The following is a 17,289-nucleotide window of genomic DNA, read 5'->3' as shown; positions in this document are numbered from 1 at the left end:
AAAGGTGTCCGGTTTTCATTTCTCGGCCCACCTATCTCCTGACAACTCACAACATCCGGGAGATTTCCGTGCGCAACCCCTGGCCCATTGCCGCCGTCCTGACCAGCTTCAGCCTGTTCGCCCAGGCACAGACCCTGTCGTTCGACCTGCCCGCCGCGAGCCTGGCAACCACCCTCAACCGCATCGCCAGCCAGAGCGGCACCATCATCGCCCTGGAACCTGGGCTGGTACGCGGCAAGCAGGCCCCCGCGGTGGTCGGCCAGATGAGCGCCGAGCAAGCCATGCAGGCCGCGCTGGCCGGCAGTGGCCTGCAATTGCGCATCACCGGCAGCGGCCACTTCAGCGTGGCCCCCGTCAGCCAGGGCGGTGAGGCGCTGGAGCTGGGCAGCACCAGCATCACCGACAACTACCTGGACGCCACCAGCGAAGGCAGTGGCTCCTACGCGGCGCGGGCGGTGACCCTGGGCAAGGGCGTGCACACCCTCAAGGAGATCCCCCAGTCGGTGACGGTGATCACCCGCAAGCAGCTGGACGACCAGGGCATCACCGACCTGCAGGATGCGCTCAACCACACCACCGGCCTGGTCGGCGCCCAGGGCATCGGCCCTGGCGTGGTGGTGACCTCGCGAGGCTTCCAGATCGACGACTGGCAGTACGACGGCGTGCCGATCCCGCGCAACAACTACTCGCTGGGCAACTGGGCGACCCAGGACCTGGTGTTCTTCGACCGGGTTGAAATCCTGCGCGGCGCCTCCGGCCTGCTGCAAGGCACCGGCAGCCCGGGCGGCGCGATCAACCTGGTGCGCAAGCGTGGCCAGGCCGCACCGACCGTCACCGTCACCGGCAAGGCCGGTTCCTGGGACCACTATGGCCTGCAACTGGATGCCGGCGGCCCGCTGACCGCCGATGGCCGGGTACGCGGGCGGATGGTCGCCGACGAGGACCAGAGCGACAGCTTCATCGACTATGCCTGGAGCAAGTCGCACTCCCTGTACGGCGCGCTGGATATCGACCTGAGCGACGACACCACCGTCGGCGCCGGCATCAGCTACAACCGCCAGCAGTCGCGGCCAATGCTGCGCGGCATCCCCCGCTACGCCAACGGCAAGGCGATCGACCTGCCCCGCTCGACCTACACCGGCGCGCGCTGGAGCCGCGCGCAAACCGACGTCACCACCTACTACCTCGACCTCGAACACCGCTTCGACGATGACTGGACGTTCAAGGCCGCCGCCGTGCGCATGGACGAGACCAACACCTCCACCCACCAACGCGTGCAGAGCACCCGCCAAGGCCTGGCGCCCGACGGCACCGGTATCACCTACGCCGACTGGATCACCGACTTTCACAACACCAAGCTGGGCCTGGACATGAACCTGGTCGGGCACTTCGACACCGGTGCCGTGGCCCACGAGGTGACCTTCGGCGGCAACTACTCCAAGCTGACCTCGGACGATGCCTACTGGCGAAATTTCGCCGCCGATGCCGATGACAGCATCTTCGACATCGATCACAACCGTCCGGAACCTAGCCGCGACGGCCTGCTCGCCTCCAGCAATGCGCGCGCCAACCGCGCCAGCTACGATATCCGCCAGAAGGGCCTGTATGGCGCCTGGCGCGTCAAGCCGGTCGAGGACCTGACGCTGATACTCGGCAGCCGGGTCAGCTGGTTCGACTACAGCTGGGATTCGATCGACTTCAACAGCCCGACCGACCCCGGCAACCGCTACCCCACCAGCCGCATGACCGAGACCGGACAAGTCACGCCCTATGCCGGATTCGTCTACGACCTGACCCGCGAATGGGCCTGGTACGCAAGCTATACCGATGTCTTCGTTCCGCAGACCGAACGCGCCGTGGGCAACGCCGCGCTCAAACCGGTACTGGGCAGCAACTATGAAACCGGCCTGAAAGGCGAACTGCTCGATGGCCGCGTCAACGCCTCGCTGGCGGTGTTCCGCTACGACCAGAAAAACCGTGCCGTCACCGATGTCGCCTCGGGCTTCGCCTGCGACGACTGGTACTGCTCCAAGGCGGCGGGCAAGGTACGCAGCCAGGGGATTGAAGCCGAGATCAGCGGCGAAGTGCTCAGCGGCCTGCAACTGTTCGCCGGCTACACCTACAACACCACCAAGTTCCTCGACGATCCGGAAGAGGAAGGCCGTGTATTCAGCCAATGGACACCCAAGCACATGCTGCGCGCCTGGGCCGACTACACCTTACCCGTGGACGGCCAGCGCTGGAGCACCGGGCTGGGCTTCACCAGCCAGAGCCACACCCTGGGTTACGAGCGCACCTATGAGGTGCCCGGCTACACCGTGTGGAATGCCCGCCTGGCCTACCAGCTGACACCGGAAGTGAGTCTGGCGGTCAACGCCTACAACCTGTTCGACAAGAAGTACTGGGTGGCAGGCTTCAACCAGCTCAACGGCAGCAACAACTACGGCGAGCCGCGCAACCTGATGTTCTCGGTCAAGTACACGCCTGAGTTTTGATCGCCGCTCAGGCGCTCAACGGCCATTGCGCCAAGGGCCAGTAACGGCCCTTGCGCGATTCGTAGAGCGTGAAGTGCCGGGCGGCAAGGAAGAATTCCGGCGCCGTGCCGGCCTCTGGCGGCTGGCCGCGAAAGTCCCTGGCCAGGGTCAGGTGCGGGCGATACTCACGGTTTGCCGCCTCCACGCCCAGGGGCAACAGCGCCTGCTGCAGGCCATACACCAGTTGCAGCAGCGCCGCAGGCGCCTGCTGCGCCTCCAGCACCAGTGCACTGGCCCGCGGCCAGACCTGCAGGCGGTCGAGCAGCAAGCGTGGCGGTGCGACCGGCCGCCTGAGCTGATCGACCGCCGCGCAGATCGCCGGCACCTGCTCGGCGTCCACGTCACCGAGGAACAACAAGGTGACGTGGAAATTCTCCGCAGGCACAGGTTTACCGCTGCGCAAGTTCAGCTCTCGTCGCCACTGCGCCAGCGCACGGCATTGTTCTTCGCCTACCGGCAAGGCGAAGAACAGCCGTTTGAACGGCGCGCCGCTGGGGCGCGGATCCTGGACCATGTGAATCTCCCTGACAGCGGTTCGAGCCATCGAGTGTAGTGCTTTACCCAGTCGTAACGGCGACGCAAGCTGTTGAATCGTTTGCGCAACCTGTCAGCCATTGCACCTAAGTCGGCCAGACAAGACGTAACAATAAGTACAAACCCGCGCCACGATTGTTTATGCTGGCGGGCTTACGCCATGGCGCATGGCCATTTTTCGACAAGTAAACGTCCATGAAAATTGCACTCGTACTGATCTTCGTCCTCTCGATCGCCTATGTTCACCTGCGCGGTCGGGTTCGTCACAAGCTGACCCGCCAGCTGGGCGATCATTCCAGCTTCCTGGCCCCGGTCAACGCCTTCCTGTACCTGTTCTCCAAGCATCCGGCCAAGCCGTACCTGCCGGTCAGCGCCTTCCCCGAGCTGCAGGTGCTGCAGGACCACTGGCAGGAAATCCGCAAGGAAGGCCAGCAGCTGTTGCAGGCCGGCGAGATCAAGAAGTCCGACAACTACGACGACGTCGGTTTCAACTCGTTCTTCAAGACCGGCTGGAAGCGCTTCTACCTGAAATGGTACGGCGAGAGCCACCCGTCGGCGATGACCCTGTGCCCGCGCACCACCGAACTGCTCGCCGGCATCGGCACAGTCAAGGCGGCGATGTTCGCCACCCTGCCGCCAGGCGCCAAGCTGGTGCGCCACCGTGACCCGTACGCCGGTTCCTACCGCTACCACCTGGGCCTGGACACGCCCAACGACGATGGCTGCTACATCGACGTGGACGGTGAAAAGTACTCCTGGCGTGACGGCGAGGGCGTGGTGTTCGACGAGACCTACATCCACTACGCCGCCAACACCACCGAGCACAACCGCATCATCCTGTTCTGCGACGTCGAGCGCCCGCTCAAGTACCGCTGGGCCGCGGCGTTCAACCGCTGGTTCAGCCGCAACGTCATGGCCGCCGCCGCCGCGCCCAACGATGCCAGCGACAAGACCGGCGGCATCAACCGCCTGTTCACGCGCATCTACAAGATCCGCGAGCGCGGCAAGGCGATGAAGAAACGCAACCGCACCCGCTACTACCTGGAGAAGTGGGCGGTGGTCGCGGCGCTGGTGCTGGTGTTCATCTACATCTGACGCCGGAGCAAACCCGCTCCCGCAACGTGCGAGCGGGTTTGCCCTGCCCCGGATACTCTGGCCCCATGAGCAACTGAATATGGCTTGCTGTGCTGCCATCCTCGGCCATGCTGCCTGACGAAATCAGCGACAAAAAAGCCGCTCTCGATTGCTCGAAAGCGGCCCTTGCCTTGGTGCCGACAGTTCAGCTGTCGCCTTGCTCTCGCTTCACCGGCAACTGCCCATCGATCATCGCCTTGGCCATGCCGCTGAGGTAGTACGTCGCCCGCATCAGCGTCTGTGCGTCTTTCGGCTGGCTCAACGCCTGGTAGGTCAGCCCGGTGATGCAGCCCAGGATGATCGTTGTCTCCTGCAGCACGTCCTCGGTCGGCAACCCCGGGATCGCCTGTACCCAGTCACGCACCGAGTAGCGCTTGGTGCGGCCTGCCAGGCTGACGATCTTCAGATCTGCGGTGCCCTTTGCGTGTTCGTCCTTGTCCATGACCTTGCCCCCTGGAAAAAGAAAGAGCCCGTCGCGGTTCATCCCTCGGAGCCGCCAGACCAAACCGCGCGATCCCTGCGCGGTAAGCTGCCCAGTGGCCCGGTCGACCCCGGAGGGTGAAGCGCGACGAGCAGGCCGAGACTAAAGCGAGCGCCAATCCACTACAACGGGCTACCGAGGGGAAAAGGTGCCTTTAGGAAAAGGACTACATAAACAACGGAAGAAAAGCTGTAGGACCTGCAAAATTTTCTGCAGATGTTGTCGGCTTAGGCCCATCGCGGGGCAAGTCGCATCGCCACACACAAGGGCCATGTTGGCCAGCATCGAGTGGAACCCGCTTCAAGCATCTGCCCTGCTCCAGCACTTCAGGCTACGATGACACCTCGCCCTCCAGGCCCAGCCACCGCCATGCCCAGACCGAGCAAAGTCACCGATCCGTCCTACGAGCTGATGGACGACCACGAAGGCGCCTCGCTGATCTACCGCCAGCACGGCTTCCCAAGCCCGCTGGTGCGCTGGCACTTTCACAAGGAATACGAACTGCACCTGATCGTCGCCAGCGCCGGCAAGGTGTTCATCGGCGACTACATCGGCAACTTCGCCCCCGACACGCTGTTTCTCACCGGCCCCAACCTGCCGCACAACTGGATCAGCCAGGTCGGCCCCGACGAAGTGGTGGGCAAGCGCGACATGCTGGTCAACTTCACCGACGAGGTGCTCGAGGACGGCGGCCAGGTGTTCTCCGAGCTCACCCAGCTTGCCCCGCTGCTGGCCCGGGCGCGCTATGGCATCGAGTTCCGCGACCCGGCGCTGATCCAGGAGAGCCGCCAGCTGCTGCAACGCATCGCCGACAGCCGCGGCATGACCCGCCTGGGATACTTTTTTATCCTCATGGAGCAGCTGGCCGCCTGTGACGACTACCAACTGCTGTCCACCGTCACCTCCTCGCAGCTGGCCGACGAGCACAATGTCGAGCGCATCAACCGGGCGGTGGACTACATCTTCCAGCACTACGCCCAGGACCTGAGCCAGAACGCGGTGGCCGAGCACCTGGGGATGACGCCGACGTACTTCTCGCGGTTCTTCAAGCAGGCCGCCGGGCGCGGCTTTGTCGAGTTCGTCAACCGGCTGCGGGTGAGCAAGTCGTGCGAGTTGCTGGCCAAGGGCGAGCTGCCGGTGACCGAGGTGTGCTTCGAGTCGGGGTTCAGCAACCTGTCGAACTTCAACCGGCGGTTTTTGCAGCTCAAGGGCATGACACCCTCCGATTACCGCAGCCTGGTGACGCAGCGGCTGACCGAGCAGAACCGGGGCTGAACGTCGTACGCGATCTCTTGTAGGAGCGGCCTTGTGTCGCGAAAGGGGCGCGCAGCGGCCCCGGCGATTGATGCGTCAAGGCTGAAATCCTGGGGCCACTGCGCGGCCCTTTCGCGGCACAAGGCCGCTCCTACAGGGGGCGCGCGCACAGCAAAAAAGTATCAGTCCTGGTGCAGGCCAGGCTTTGTCGGCATCGCCGTACGCGGGTGTAATCGGCAGCGAGCGACACAAAAACAATAACGTCATCCCCGAGGGAGTTCACCGATGAACGACTCGATCAAGGCCTGCCTGGCCGCCGCCTGCCTCAGCCTGCCGCTGCACGTCCAGGCCGCCGAGACCCTGACCATCGCCACGGTCAACAACAACGACATGATCCGCATGCAGCGCCTGGCCAAGGTGTTCGAGCAGCAGCACCCGGACATCCAGCTCAAGTGGGTGGTGCTCGAAGAGAACGTGCTGCGTCAGCGCCTGACCACCGATATCGCCACCCAGGGCGGCCAGTTCGACGTGCTGACCATCGGCATGTACGAAGCCGCGCTGTGGGGCGTCAAGGGCTGGCTGGCACCAATGACCGACCTGCCCGCCGACTACCACCTCGAGGATGTATTCCCCTCGGTGCGCAACGGCCTGTCGGCCAACGGCACGCTGTACGCCCTGCCCTTCTACGCCGAAGCCTCGATCACCTACTACCGCAAGGACCTGTTCGAGAAAGCCGGGCTGAGCATGCCCGAGCAACCCACCTGGACCCAGCTCGGCGAGTTCGCCGCCAAGCTCAACCACCCCGACCAGGGCCAGTACGGCATCTGCCTGCGCGGCAAGGCCGGTTGGGGCGAAAACATGGCACTGATCGGCACCGTGGCCAACGCCTTCGGCGCGCGCTGGTTCAATGAGCAATGGCAGCCCGAGTTCAGCGGCAGCGAGTGGAAGAACGCGCTGAATTTCTATGTGAACACCCTCAAGCAATACGGCCCGCCCGGCGCCTCCAGCAACGGCTTCAACGAAAACCTCGCGCTGTTCAACAGCGGCAAGTGCGCGATGTGGGTCGATGCCAGCGTCGCCGGCTCGTTCGTCACCGACAAGACCCAGAGCAAGGTCGCCGACCAGGTCGGCTTCACCTTCGCGCCCAAGGAAGTCACCGACAAGGGCGCCACCTGGCTGTATTCCTGGGCGCTGGCGATCCCCACCAGCTCCAAGGCCAAGGACGCCGCCAGGACCTTCGCCACCTGGGCCACCTCCGAGGCCTACGGCAAGCTGGTGGCCGAGCAGGAAGGCGTGGCCAACGTGCCACCGGGCACCCGCGCCTCGACCTACAGCGACGCGTACCTGGCCGCCGCGCCGTTCGCCAAGGTCACGCTGGAATCGCTCAAGCGCGTCGACCCCAACCACCCCACCCTCAAGCCCGTGCCTTACGTGGGCATCCAGCTGGTGACCATCCCCGAGTTCCAGGCCATCGGCACCCAGGTCGGCAAGCTGTTCGCCGCCGCGCTCACCGGGCAGATGAAAGTGGACCAGGTGCTGGCCTCGGCCCAGCAGTCCACCGAACGCGAGATGAAACGCGCCGGTTACCCCAAGTAGCTCGCACCGCCGTAGACCGCGCCAGCCTGCGGCGCGGTGACCGCCCCTTTCCGAAGCACACGGAGTCGCCATGAATACCTCGGCCCTCGACACCCCGAGCCTCGCCACCGCGCGCCCCGGCAAACGCCGCGTCGGCCCCGGCTGGTTCCTGGTCAGCCCTTCGGTGGCGCTGCTGCTGTTGTGGATGATCGTGCCCCTGGGCATGACCCTGTATTTCTCGCTGATCCGCTACAACCTGCTGTACCCGGGCGAAAACCAGTTCGTGGGCCTTGAGAACTTCGCCTTCTTCGTCACCGACGCCGGCTTCATGCCCGGCGCCCTCAACACCCTGACCCTGGTCGGCAGCGTGCTGGCGATCAGCGTGGTGCTCGGCGTGCTGATCGCCGCGCTGCTGGAGGCCGGCGAGTTCTGGGGCCGCGGCGTGGTGCGGGTGCTGCTGATCTCGCCGTTCTTCATCATGCCCACGGTCAGCGCGCTGCTGTGGAAGAACCTGATCTTCCACCCGGTGTCGGGCATCCTCGCCGCCGTGTGGCGCCTGTTCGGCGCGCAACCGGTGGACTGGCTGGCGCACTACCCGCTGCTGTCGATCATCCTGATCGTGTCGTGGCAGTGGCTGCCATTCGCCATCCTGATTCTGATGACCGCCATGCAGTCGCTGGACCAGGAACAGAAGGAAGCCGCGCGCCTGGATGGCGCAGGCCCCTTGGCGATCTTCTGGCACCTGACCCTGCCGCACCTGGCGCGGCCGATCGCCGTGGTGGTGATGATCGAGACCATCTTCCTGCTGTCGGTGTTCGCCGAGATCTTCACCACCACCAGCGGCGGCCCCGGATACGCGTCCACCAACCTCGCCTACCTGATCTACAACCAGGCGCTGCTGCAGTTCGACGTCGGCATGGCCTCGGCCGGTGGCCTGATCGCCGTGCTGATCGCCAATATCGCCGCCATCGTGCTGGTTCGCATGATCGGCAAGAACCTCACCGCGCGCAGCTGAGGAGCCCGCCATGCTGACACTCAAGCAAACCCGCACCCTGAAGAACGCGCTGCTCGGCCTGCTGTGCTGGGCCATCGCCCTGGTGATCTTCTTCCCGATCTTCTGGATGTTGCTGACCAGCTTCAAGACCGAGCTGGACGCCTTCGCCACGCCGCCGCAGTTCATCTTTGCGCCGACGCTGGAGAACTACCTGCACATCAACGAGCGCAGCGACTACTTCGCCTACGCCTGGAACTCGGTGCTGATTTCGTTCTCCGCCACCTTGCTATGCATGCTGATCGCGGTGCCTGCGGCCTACTCGATGGCCTTCTTCGAGACCCGCCACACCAAGCGCACGCTGCTGTGGATGCTGTCGACCAAGATGCTGCCGCCGGTGGGCGTCTTGATGCCGATCTACCTGCTGGCCAAGCAGTTCGGCCTGCTGGATTCGCGCCTGGCGCTGATCATCGTCTACACCCTGATCAACCTGCCGATCGTGGTGTGGATGGTGTACACCTACTTCAAGGACATCCCCGTGGACATCCTCGAAGCCGCGCGGCTGGATGGCGCCGGCACCTGGCAGGAGATCGTCCGCGTGCTGCTGCCGATCGCCCGCGGCGGGCTGGCTTCGACCCTGCTGCTGTCGCTGATCCTGTGCTGGAACGAGGCGTTCTGGTCGCTGAACCTGACCTCGTCCGCCGCCGCGCCGTTGACGGCGCTGGTGGCTTCCTATTCGAGCCCTGAAGGGCTGTTCTGGGCCAAGCTCTCGGCCGTCTCGACCCTGGCCTGCGCGCCGATCCTGATCTTTGGCTGGATCAGCCAGAAGCAGTTGGTGCGCGGGCTTTCGTTTGGGGCTGTCAAATGATCCCGCTATCTGGGGCTGCTTTGCAGCCCTTTCGCGGCACAAGGCCGCTCCTACAACAGGGGCGCGCGATCTCCTGTAGGAGCGGCCTTGCGCCGCGAAAGGACCGCGAAGCGGTCCCAGCATCAGCAGCCTTCATACATGCCCAAAGGCCTTACCCCACTCCCCTGAAGGACACCCCCCATGGCTGACCTGAAAATCCGCAACCTGCACAAAGGCTTCGATGGCCACGCCATCATCAAGGGCATTGACCTGGACGTGCGCGACCGCGAGTTCGTGGTGTTCGTCGGCCCCTCCGGCTGCGGCAAGTCCACCCTGCTGCGCCTGATCGCCGGTCTCGAGGAGGTCAGCAGCGGCAGCATCACCCTCGACGGCGCCGACATCACCGACACCGCCCCGGCCAAGCGCGACCTGGCCATGGTGTTCCAGACCTACGCCCTGTATCCGCACATGACCGTGCGCAAGAACCTGTCGTTCGCCCTGGACCTGGCCGGGGTCGGCAAGCAGGAAGTCAGCGCCAAGGTCGACAACGCCGCGCGCATCCTCGAACTGCAACCGCTGCTCGAACGCAAGCCCCGCCAGCTTTCCGGCGGCCAGCGCCAGCGGGTGGCGATCGGCCGGGCGATCGTGCGCAATCCGAAGATCTTCCTGTTCGACGAGCCATTGTCCAACCTCGACGCCGCCCTGCGCGTGCAGATGCGCCTGGAACTGGCGCGGCTGCATCAGGAGCTGGCCGCGACCATGATCTACGTGACCCATGACCAGGTCGAGGCGATGACCCTGGCCGACAAGGTGGTGGTGCTCAACGGCGGGCGCATCGAGCAGGTCGGCTCGCCGCTGGAGCTGTACCACCATCCGGCCAACCTGTTTGTCGCGGGGTTTCTGGGGACACCGAAGATGGGCTTTTTGCGTGGGCACCTGAGTCGCAACCAAGGCAACCAGTGCGAGGTGGCGCTGGAGTGCGGCGCTCGCATCGCCTTGCCGCTGTGCGCGGGGGAGTTGCATACCGGCAGCCAGGTGACGCTGGGGATTCGCCCCGAGCATCTGAACATTGATCGCGCCGGGCAAGGTACCCAGGGCTCGTTGCAGGTGACTGCCGATGTCAGCGAACGACTGGGCAGCGACAGTTATTGCCATGTGCGCGCGGCCTCCGGAGAGATGCTGACCGTGCGGGTGCGCGGGGACTTTGCGCCGGGGTTTGGTGAGGGGTTGGAACTGAGCTTCGATCCGGGCCATTGCCATCTGTTTGATAGCAATGGGCAGGCGATCGACAAGCGATTGCGGCAGGTGGCCTGAGGTGTTCGGCGGGAGGGTTGTGGCGCCTATGAGATCGAGCGCCGCCCGCGCGGCGCATCGCGGCACAAGGCCGCTCCTACATCTGTTTCGGGCCAGTGAGTCCTGTAAGGGTACCTCTGCCCGCCTTGGCGCATGCCTTGAGACAGGTGGAGCGGCAGTGGTGCCCACGCTGAAAGCGCGTCGAGCCAACAAGGCGGACCAGGCAATGGCGCAGGATTGACTGGCCCGAAACAGATGTAGGAGCGGCCTTGTGCCGCGATGCGCCGCGCGGGCGGCGCTCGATCTCAAGAACGCCACAAGGCTCCCGCCAGGCACATCGCCGCCATCACGCGATCCACACATGACCTCCAAAGGGATGCTCCAGGATGAAATTGAACCACCCCAACCTCACCCAATTGCCCCCCTCCGTCGCCCGCCCCAGCTACGACCCAACCCAACTACGCCAGGGCATCGCCCACATCGGCGTCGGCGGCTTCCACCGCGCCCACCAGGCCGCCTACACCGACGCCCTGATGAACTGCGGCGAAGGCCTCGACTGGGCCATCTGCGGCGTCGGTTTGCGCAGTGAAGACCGCGCCATGCGCGACGCCCTGGCCGGCCAGGACCACCTCTACACCCTGTTCGAACTGGGCGACCAGCCCGACACCAAGGTACGCGCAATCGCCGCCATCAACGGCATGCTGCTGGCCGAGGACGGCGCCGAACCGCTGCTCGCCAAACTGGCCGAACCCGGCATCCGCATCGTCTCGCTGACCATCACCGAAGGCGGCTACTGCATCGACGACAGCACCGGCGAGTTCCGCGCCGACCTGCCACAGATCCAGCACGACCTGGCCAACCCGCAATCCCCGCAAAGCGTGTTCGGCTACCTCTGCGAAGCCCTGCGCCGCCGCCGCGAATCTGGCACCGGCCCGTTCACCGTAATGTCCTGCGACAACCTCCCGCACAACGGCGACGTCGCCCGCAAGGCCCTGTTGGCCTTCGCCCAGCGCCTCGACCCCGACCTGGCCGACTGGATCGCCAGCCACGTCAGCTTCCCCAACGCCATGGTCGACCGCATCACCCCGATGACCAGCCCCGCCCACTGCCAGCAACTGCGCGAGCGCCACGGCGTCGACGATGCCTGGCCGGTGGTGTGCGAGCCTTTTCTGCAATGGGTGGTGGAAGATAACTTCGTCGCCGGTCGCCCGGCCTGGGAAAAGGTCGGCGTGCAGTTCACCCGCGACGTCACCCCCTATGAAGAGATGAAGATCAAGCTGCTCAATGGCAGCCACCTGGCCCTCACCTACCTGGGCTTCCTGCAAGGCTACCGTTTCGTCCACGAAACCCTCGCCGACCCGCTGCTGCGCCGCTACATGCGCACCTTCATGGACCAGGACGTAACCCCGCAACTGGCCCCGGTGCCCGGCATTGATCTTGAGCGCTACAAGCAAAGCCTCGGCGAACGCTTCGCCAACCGCGCCATCGCCGACCAGCTGGAGCGCGTGTGCTCCGACGGCTCGTCGAAGTTCCCCAAGTTCATCGTGCCCACCGCCAACCGCCTGATCGCCGACGGCAAGCCGCTGGAGCGCGTGGCCCTGGTGGTGGCCGCCTGGGCCCTGTACCTGCGCGGCGAAGACGAGCACGGCAACCGCTACAGCATCCCCGACCCCCGCGCCGCCGACTGCCAGGCCCGGGTGGTGCAGCGCGACGGCCTGGCCGCCCGGGTACTGGGCGACGAGGCGATCTTCGGTAGCGCCATCCCTGCGTCCAAGGCTTTTGTCAGCGCCTTCGAGCGCCTGTACGACAGCTTGCGCGAAGTCGGCGTGGGTGAAACCCTGCGCCAGGTCCTCGGTGACTGATACGGAGTGTTTCGAAATGGACGGATTGTTCCTCGGCATCGACTGCGGCACCCAGGGCACCAAGGTCCTGGCGCTGGACGCCGGCAACGGCCAGGTGCTCGGCCTGGGCAGCGCCGCCCATGCGCCGCCCCAAGGCCGCGATGGCAGGCGCGAGCAGGCCCCCGCCGACTGGCTGGAGGCCCTGCGTGGGGCGGTGTCCGCTGCCTTGCGAGAAGCCCGTGTGGATGGCCAGGCGATCCGCGCACTGGCGGTGTCCGGCCAGCAGCACGGCCTGGTGATGCTCGACGCCCAGGGCCAGGTGCTGCGCCCGGCCAAGCTCTGGTGCGACACCGAGAGCGCGCCCGAGAACCAGACACTGCTCGATGCCCTCGGCGGCGCCCAAGGCTCGCTCGAACGCCTCGGGTTGGTGATCGCGCCGGGCTATACCCTGTCCAAATTACTGTGGACCAAGCGCAAACACCCCGAGCTGTTCGCCCGCCTCGCCCATGTCCTGCTGCCCCACGACTACCTGAATTACTGGCTGACCGGTCGTGCCTGCACGGAGCCCGGCGACGCCTCCGGCACCGGCTACTACGATGTGCGCCAAAGAACCTGGGCGCCCGATGTCCTTCAGCACATCGAGCCCGGCGAGCGTCTTTTGGCGGCGCTACCTGAGCTGGTCGAATCAGGCGATTGCATCGGCACCCTGCGCGAACAGATCGCCACTGCACTCGGCCTGAGCCCACAGACCTGGGTGGCCACGGGCGGCGGCGACAACATGCTCGGCGCCATCGGCACCGGCAATATCGCCCCCGGCATGATCACCCTGAGCCTCGGCACCTCCGGCACCCTGGCCGCCTACGCCGACCAGCCCCACGTCAGCGCCCAGGGCGAAGTCGCGACCTTCTGCGCCTCCAGCGGCGGCTGGCTGCCGTTGATCTGCACCATGAACCTCACCAGCGCCTGCGCCCTGGTGCGCGACCTGCTGGAGCTCGACCTCGACCGTTTCAGCGCCCTCGCCACCCAAGCCCCGATCGGCGCCGACGGCCTGCTGATGCTGCCCTTCTTCGACGGCGAACGCGTGCCCGCCTTGCCCGAAGCCACGGCCAGCCTGCACGGCATGACCAGCGCCAACCTGACCCGCGCCAACCTCTGCCGCGCCGTGCTCGAAGGCACCTGCTTCAGCCTGCGTTACGGCCTCGACCTGCTGCGCGCCAGCGGCCTGCCAGGCAGCGAAATCCGCCTGGTCGGCGGCGCGGCGAAAAGCCCGCTGTGGCGCCAGACACTGGCCGACCTGCTGGGCCTGCCGGTGGTATGCCCCCAACAGACCGAAGCCGCCGCCCTGGGCGCCGCGATCCAGGCCGCCTGGAGCCTCGGTCGCCAACTGGGCCAGGGCGACAGCCTCGAAACCCTGTGCAAACGCTGCGTCGCCCTCGACGAAAGCACCCGAACCCTGCCCCGCCCGGCGCAACAGGCCGAGTACGAGGCCGCCTATCAACGCTATCGGGAGCAACTGCCTGCACGCTGAGTGCGGGTATCCTTCCCTAATCTTTCGTTCTGGAGAACTGCATGTACCTGGTGTGTGGCGAGGCCCTGTTCGATGTCTTCAGCGTGGAAAACAGCAGCCGCAGCAGCGAGCTGGGGTTTACCGCGATTGCCGGCGGATCGCCGTTCAACGTGGCCGTCGGCCTGCGCCGGTTGGGCGTGGCGTCGGCGTTGTTTGGCGGGTTGTCCAGCGACTACCTCGGTGCCCGGCTACGCCGGGTGCTGGACGAGGAACGGGTGGACTGCCGCTACGTGGTGACCAGCGATGCACCGACCACCCTGGCCATGGTCGGGCTGGATGCCAATGGCTCGGCGCAGTATCAGTTTCGCGGTGAAGGGTGTGCGGACCGGCAGGTGACGCTGGCGCATCTGCCGGAGCTGGATGAGCGTGTGCGGGGGTTGCATGTGGGCTCCTACACCCTGGTGGTGAAGCCCGTGGCCGATACCCTGATGACGCTGGTAGAGCGCGAGCGGGACCGGCGGCTGATCAGCCTGGATCCGAATGTGCGGCTTGATCCGCAGCCGGATGTAGCGCTGTGGCGGCGGCAGGTGGAGGCTTTTGCCGGCCATGCGCATGTGATCAAGGCCAGTGAGGAAGACATCGCCTTGCTCTATCCGGGGCGGGAGACTCGTGATGTGGCGCGAGGCTGGCTTAACGAACGCTGCCGGTTGGTTTTTGTCACTCACGGTGCTGACGGTGCCAGTGTGCATTGCGCACAGGGTTCATGGCAGCGCCCGGCGGATACCTCATTGCCGGTACACGACACCGTTGGCGCCGGTGACACCTTCCAAGCCGCCGTGCTCGCCCACCTGGCTCGCCTCGGTGCAGACAGCCCGGCCGGTGTGGCGAAGCTCCCCCATGAAACCATTGATGCAATCCTCGCCTACGCGATCCATGCCGCCGCGATCACCTGCTCACGGGCAGGCCCGGATCTGCCTTTCGAACGCGAACTGCCGCCCATGCGCTCATGATGCCAGCAGCCTGGGCTGGCCCCGCGATGAGGCACGCCCAGGCTGTCCATGAGCGCCAGCGCTCTCAGTTGTTCGGTGCGCCACTGGCGATCCAGGCCTGCACGGCCTGTATCAGCTGGGTGTCGGCTTGCGCCTGGCCGAAAGGCATCGCCACACCCTTGCCCCCCACCGACAACTGGTCGCCTGTGAGTTTGTGCAGCAGATAGCTGGCCTGCGGATCGCCGGGCACGACACGCTTGAGCGTGCTTTGTACCGAAGCGATGCCCACCAGCTGCCGATAGGCGCTACCGCGCTGCAACACCAGATCTTCCGGGGCCGAACCCTGCAGATGGCAAGACACGCAATAGGTGTCGAGCATGGGCTGGATAGTCTTCCTGAAACTCGGCACCTCGTCGGCCAGCACCGGCGAGGCAGACGTCACCAGTGCACACAGCCATGCCACGCGCCAACGCCGCGCGCAAACGCCGATGCCGTCCATTCATGCCTCCCTGATCGGTTCGCGGGCCGCGTGGTCGCCGGCCAGGCGACCGAACGTCATGGCCGTGCCAAGGGTCGCCCCCGCCGCCCAATAGGTATCGTGGGCGGGGCTGGCGATGCAGTTGCCGGCACCATACAGGCCAGGGATGGGCTGGTCATCGTAGCCGAGCACACGGCCATGGCTGTCGATTACCGGACCGCCATTGGTATCCAGCGTCACCGGGCACATGATGATCGCGTAGTACGGCCCCTTGCCCGCCAGCGGAAACATGGTGAAGTTTTCCTTTTCGTTGGCCGGGTGGCGCGGGTCCTTGCGCGGGGGGCTGGGGTAGAAATACATGTAGTCGCGGTCGTAGGCGAACTTGCCGCGCTGGTGGTCCTCGTCGCTGCCGCTCTCGGCGAAGCGGTTGAAACGCGCCAAGGTCTCCTTCATCTGCGTGGCGAAGCCCGGGTCCAGGCGCAAGCCACCAGTGTGACTGGCCAGCGAGGCCAGGCGTTCATCGAGGGCCTTGGCCAGCTCGGCGAAAGTCTCGCCGCGCAGCACATAACGCTCGGTGGTACCCGGCGCCGGAATGGGGGGATGACCGGCAAACAGGTCGGCCGTGCGCTGGTCGTAGACCATGAACATCAGCAGGTTGGGATAACTGGCGGTGCTTGGGTCCCAGGTGAAATGAACCTTCGAGCGGTCATGGTAGTTGCGCTTCTCGTTGACCACGCGACGCCCGTAGCGGTTGACCAGGATCATGCTGTCGCCTGGCGGTACCCAGATTTCCCGAGGTACGCTGGGGAAGGCGATGGCTTCCTCGAGCAGGGTCTGGGCACGCCAGGCGCCACCCATGTTGCCCAGCTGTGCACCGATGGCACCGCCGATGCGGATGAAATCGCCCGTGCAGGTGGGGATGCCGCAGCCACCGAACACCGGGTTGACCTGATACTGGGCGCGCAACTGGCGGTTGGCGGTATAGCCGCCCGTACCGAAGACGACCCCTCGGCGCGCACGCAGCAGCACCTGGCGTGGCTCGTCGTTGTCGTCCAGGGTGGACACCTGCAGGCCAATGACTTCGCCACGGGCGTTGGTCAGCAGGCGTTCGGCGCTGCTGGCCAGGCGCACCGGGATTGCGCGGCTGTCGAGCGCGCCACGCAGTTGGCGCATGAGCTCCGCTCCCAGGCCGAGACTGTTGTCCGGCTGCTTCGGCCCCAGCGCCCGGCCGCGCAGGCCAACCGAGCCGGCGATGACGTCACCGTAGTCGGGCTGGTCAGGCACATCGTCCGGGAAGATCGAGTAACGCATCGACTGCAGCGCATTCATCTGCGCGAGCTTGTCGATGGTCGGCGACGCTTCGCGATAGAAGGTGCGCATCAGCTCATACGTGGCTTGCGGGATGCCCAGGGTGGGGTGATCCGGGTTGAACAGCTGGGGGTAGCTGTAGCGGGCCATGTAGGCCAGGCAGGCGGCCTCGCTGTCCGCAAGTCCCTTGGCCTTCATGTGGAAGTTGTCGGGAATCCAGTAGGCGCCGCCCGACTTGGCCGAGGTGCCACCGAAGAACGGAGCTTTCTCCAGCACCACGACCTTGGCACCGGCCTCATGGGCAAACAGTGCGGCGCTGACACCGGCGGCACCACTGCCGACGACGATGACATCGAACTCCTCGTGCCACTGCGGGGATTGTGGCGTGGCCGCCCGGGCGCTGGCGGCCATGCCCAGGGAGGAGACGGCGGCACCGGCGGCGCTGGCCTTGAGCAGCGAGCGCCGGGAAATACGCGAAGCATTCTTGGACATGCGGGTTGTTCCTTGATTCGAGAGCTGCGAC

Annotated in this window: 14 protein-coding genes; 10 read left to right on the top strand and 4 right to left on the bottom strand. The window is 65.6% G+C overall.

The genetic code is table 11. From position 1 onward, the window contains the following. Positions 1 to 68: 68 nt before the first annotated feature. Positions 69 to 2,495, top strand: coding sequence for a TonB-dependent siderophore receptor (locus POF53_RS09140; RefSeq protein WP_498967364.1), 2,427 nt, complete (start codon positions 69 to 71; stop codon positions 2,493 to 2,495). 7 nt (positions 2,496 to 2,502) lie between these two features. On the opposite strand, the gene thpR is transcribed toward POF53_RS09140, so the two are convergent. Further along, on the bottom strand, positions 2,503 to 3,048 hold the full coding sequence (thpR, locus tag POF53_RS09135; protein ID WP_254464817.1) for an RNA 2',3'-cyclic phosphodiesterase: 546 nt from the start codon (positions 3,046 to 3,048) through the stop codon (positions 2,503 to 2,505). Between the two features lie 215 nt (positions 3,049 to 3,263). Between thpR and lpxO the strand changes: the two genes are divergently transcribed. Then, positions 3,264 to 4,163, top strand: coding sequence for a lipid A hydroxylase LpxO (gene lpxO / locus POF53_RS09130; RefSeq protein ID WP_028691801.1), 900 nt, complete (start codon positions 3,264 to 3,266; stop codon positions 4,161 to 4,163). Positions 4,164 to 4,347: 184 nt separating this feature from the next. Here lpxO and POF53_RS09125 read toward each other — a convergent pair whose 3' ends face one another. Continuing rightward, complete coding sequence (locus POF53_RS09125; protein WP_203647204.1) at positions 4,348 to 4,644, bottom strand: DUF3077 domain-containing protein; 297 nt, start codon at positions 4,642 to 4,644, stop codon at positions 4,348 to 4,350. A gap of 408 nt (positions 4,645 to 5,052) precedes the next feature. Between POF53_RS09125 and POF53_RS09120 the strand changes: the two genes are divergently transcribed. The 8 genes from POF53_RS09120 to POF53_RS09085 all read left to right on the top strand — a co-directional run bounded on the left by POF53_RS09120 (position 5,053) and on the right by POF53_RS09085 (position 15,001). Next, the gene (locus tag POF53_RS09120) at positions 5,053 to 5,958 is read left to right on the top strand and encodes an AraC family transcriptional regulator (protein WP_232857120.1); all 906 of its coding nucleotides are present in this window, start codon (positions 5,053 to 5,055) and stop codon (positions 5,956 to 5,958) included. Positions 5,959 to 6,222: 264 nt separating this feature from the next. Further along, a complete protein-coding gene (locus POF53_RS09115; protein ID WP_254464816.1) occupies positions 6,223 to 7,533 on the top strand; it encodes an ABC transporter substrate-binding protein in 1,311 nt (436 codons plus the stop codon). 70 nt (positions 7,534 to 7,603) lie between these two features. Further along, entirely contained in the window at positions 7,604 to 8,527 is a 924-nt protein-coding gene (locus POF53_RS09110; protein ID WP_203647207.1) for a carbohydrate ABC transporter permease, read from the top strand. Positions 8,528 to 8,537: 10 nt separating this feature from the next. After that, a complete protein-coding gene (locus POF53_RS09105) occupies positions 8,538 to 9,371 on the top strand; it encodes a carbohydrate ABC transporter permease (RefSeq protein ID WP_011533227.1) in 834 nt (277 codons plus the stop codon). Positions 9,372 to 9,551: 180 nt separating this feature from the next. Further along, positions 9,552 to 10,664 carry an ABC transporter ATP-binding protein gene (locus tag POF53_RS09100; protein WP_232857122.1) on the top strand — a complete coding sequence of 371 codons (1,113 nt, stop codon included), beginning with the start codon at positions 9,552 to 9,554 and terminating at the stop codon, positions 10,662 to 10,664. A 365-nt stretch (positions 10,665 to 11,029) separates the two neighbouring features. Next, complete coding sequence (locus tag POF53_RS09095; protein WP_254464814.1) at positions 11,030 to 12,505, top strand: mannitol dehydrogenase family protein; 1,476 nt, start codon at positions 11,030 to 11,032, stop codon at positions 12,503 to 12,505. Positions 12,506 to 12,521: 16 nt separating this feature from the next. Continuing rightward, entirely contained in the window at positions 12,522 to 14,012 is a 1,491-nt protein-coding gene (gene xylB, locus POF53_RS09090) for a xylulokinase (protein WP_254464813.1), read from the top strand. Positions 14,013 to 14,053: 41 nt separating this feature from the next. After that, positions 14,054 to 15,001, top strand: coding sequence for a carbohydrate kinase family protein (locus tag POF53_RS09085; protein WP_254464812.1), 948 nt, complete (start codon positions 14,054 to 14,056; stop codon positions 14,999 to 15,001). A 64-nt stretch (positions 15,002 to 15,065) separates the two neighbouring features. Here the strand turns inward: POF53_RS09085 and POF53_RS09080 are convergent, their stop codons facing one another. Continuing rightward, positions 15,066 to 15,479, bottom strand: coding sequence for a hypothetical protein (locus POF53_RS09080; RefSeq protein ID WP_232857126.1), 414 nt, complete (start codon positions 15,477 to 15,479; stop codon positions 15,066 to 15,068). Next, the gene (locus tag POF53_RS09075) at positions 15,480 to 17,258 is read right to left on the bottom strand and encodes an FAD-dependent oxidoreductase (protein WP_232857127.1); all 1,779 of its coding nucleotides are present in this window, start codon (positions 17,256 to 17,258) and stop codon (positions 15,480 to 15,482) included. Positions 17,259 to 17,289 lie beyond the last annotated feature (31 nt).

Origin of the sequence: Mitsuaria sp. RG (assembly GCF_028369275.1) — a bacterium.
GTDB lineage: Bacteria > Pseudomonadota > Gammaproteobacteria > Pseudomonadales > Pseudomonadaceae > Aquipseudomonas > Aquipseudomonas peradeniyensis.
Note: the sequence above shows the minus strand (reverse complement) of the source record. Positions and strands in the feature narration are given on the sequence as shown.

Excerpts from the sequence above, each read along its gene's own strand:
- thpR (WP_254464817.1), bottom strand. The coding sequence starts at position 3,048 with ATGGTCCAGGATCCGCGCCCCAGCGGCGCGCCGTTCAAACGGCTGTTC.
- lpxO (WP_028691801.1), top strand. The coding sequence starts at position 3,264 with ATGAAAATTGCACTCGTACTGATCTTCGTCCTCTCGATCGCCTATGTT.
- POF53_RS09125 (WP_203647204.1), bottom strand. The coding sequence starts at position 4,644 with ATGGACAAGGACGAACACGCAAAGGGCACCGCAGATCTGAAGATCGTC.
- POF53_RS09120 (WP_232857120.1), top strand. The coding sequence starts at position 5,053 with ATGCCCAGACCGAGCAAAGTCACCGATCCGTCCTACGAGCTGATGGAC.
- POF53_RS09115 (WP_254464816.1), top strand. The coding sequence starts at position 6,223 with ATGAACGACTCGATCAAGGCCTGCCTGGCCGCCGCCTGCCTCAGCCTG.
- POF53_RS09110 (WP_203647207.1), top strand. The coding sequence starts at position 7,604 with ATGAATACCTCGGCCCTCGACACCCCGAGCCTCGCCACCGCGCGCCCC.
- POF53_RS09105 (WP_011533227.1), top strand. The coding sequence starts at position 8,538 with ATGCTGACACTCAAGCAAACCCGCACCCTGAAGAACGCGCTGCTCGGC.
- POF53_RS09100 (WP_232857122.1), top strand. The coding sequence starts at position 9,552 with ATGGCTGACCTGAAAATCCGCAACCTGCACAAAGGCTTCGATGGCCAC.
- POF53_RS09095 (WP_254464814.1), top strand. The coding sequence starts at position 11,030 with ATGAAATTGAACCACCCCAACCTCACCCAATTGCCCCCCTCCGTCGCC.
- xylB (WP_254464813.1), top strand. The coding sequence starts at position 12,522 with ATGGACGGATTGTTCCTCGGCATCGACTGCGGCACCCAGGGCACCAAG.
- POF53_RS09085 (WP_254464812.1), top strand. The coding sequence starts at position 14,054 with ATGTACCTGGTGTGTGGCGAGGCCCTGTTCGATGTCTTCAGCGTGGAA.
- POF53_RS09080 (WP_232857126.1), bottom strand. The coding sequence starts at position 15,479 with ATGGACGGCATCGGCGTTTGCGCGCGGCGTTGGCGCGTGGCATGGCTG.
- POF53_RS09075 (WP_232857127.1), bottom strand. The coding sequence starts at position 17,258 with ATGTCCAAGAATGCTTCGCGTATTTCCCGGCGCTCGCTGCTCAAGGCC.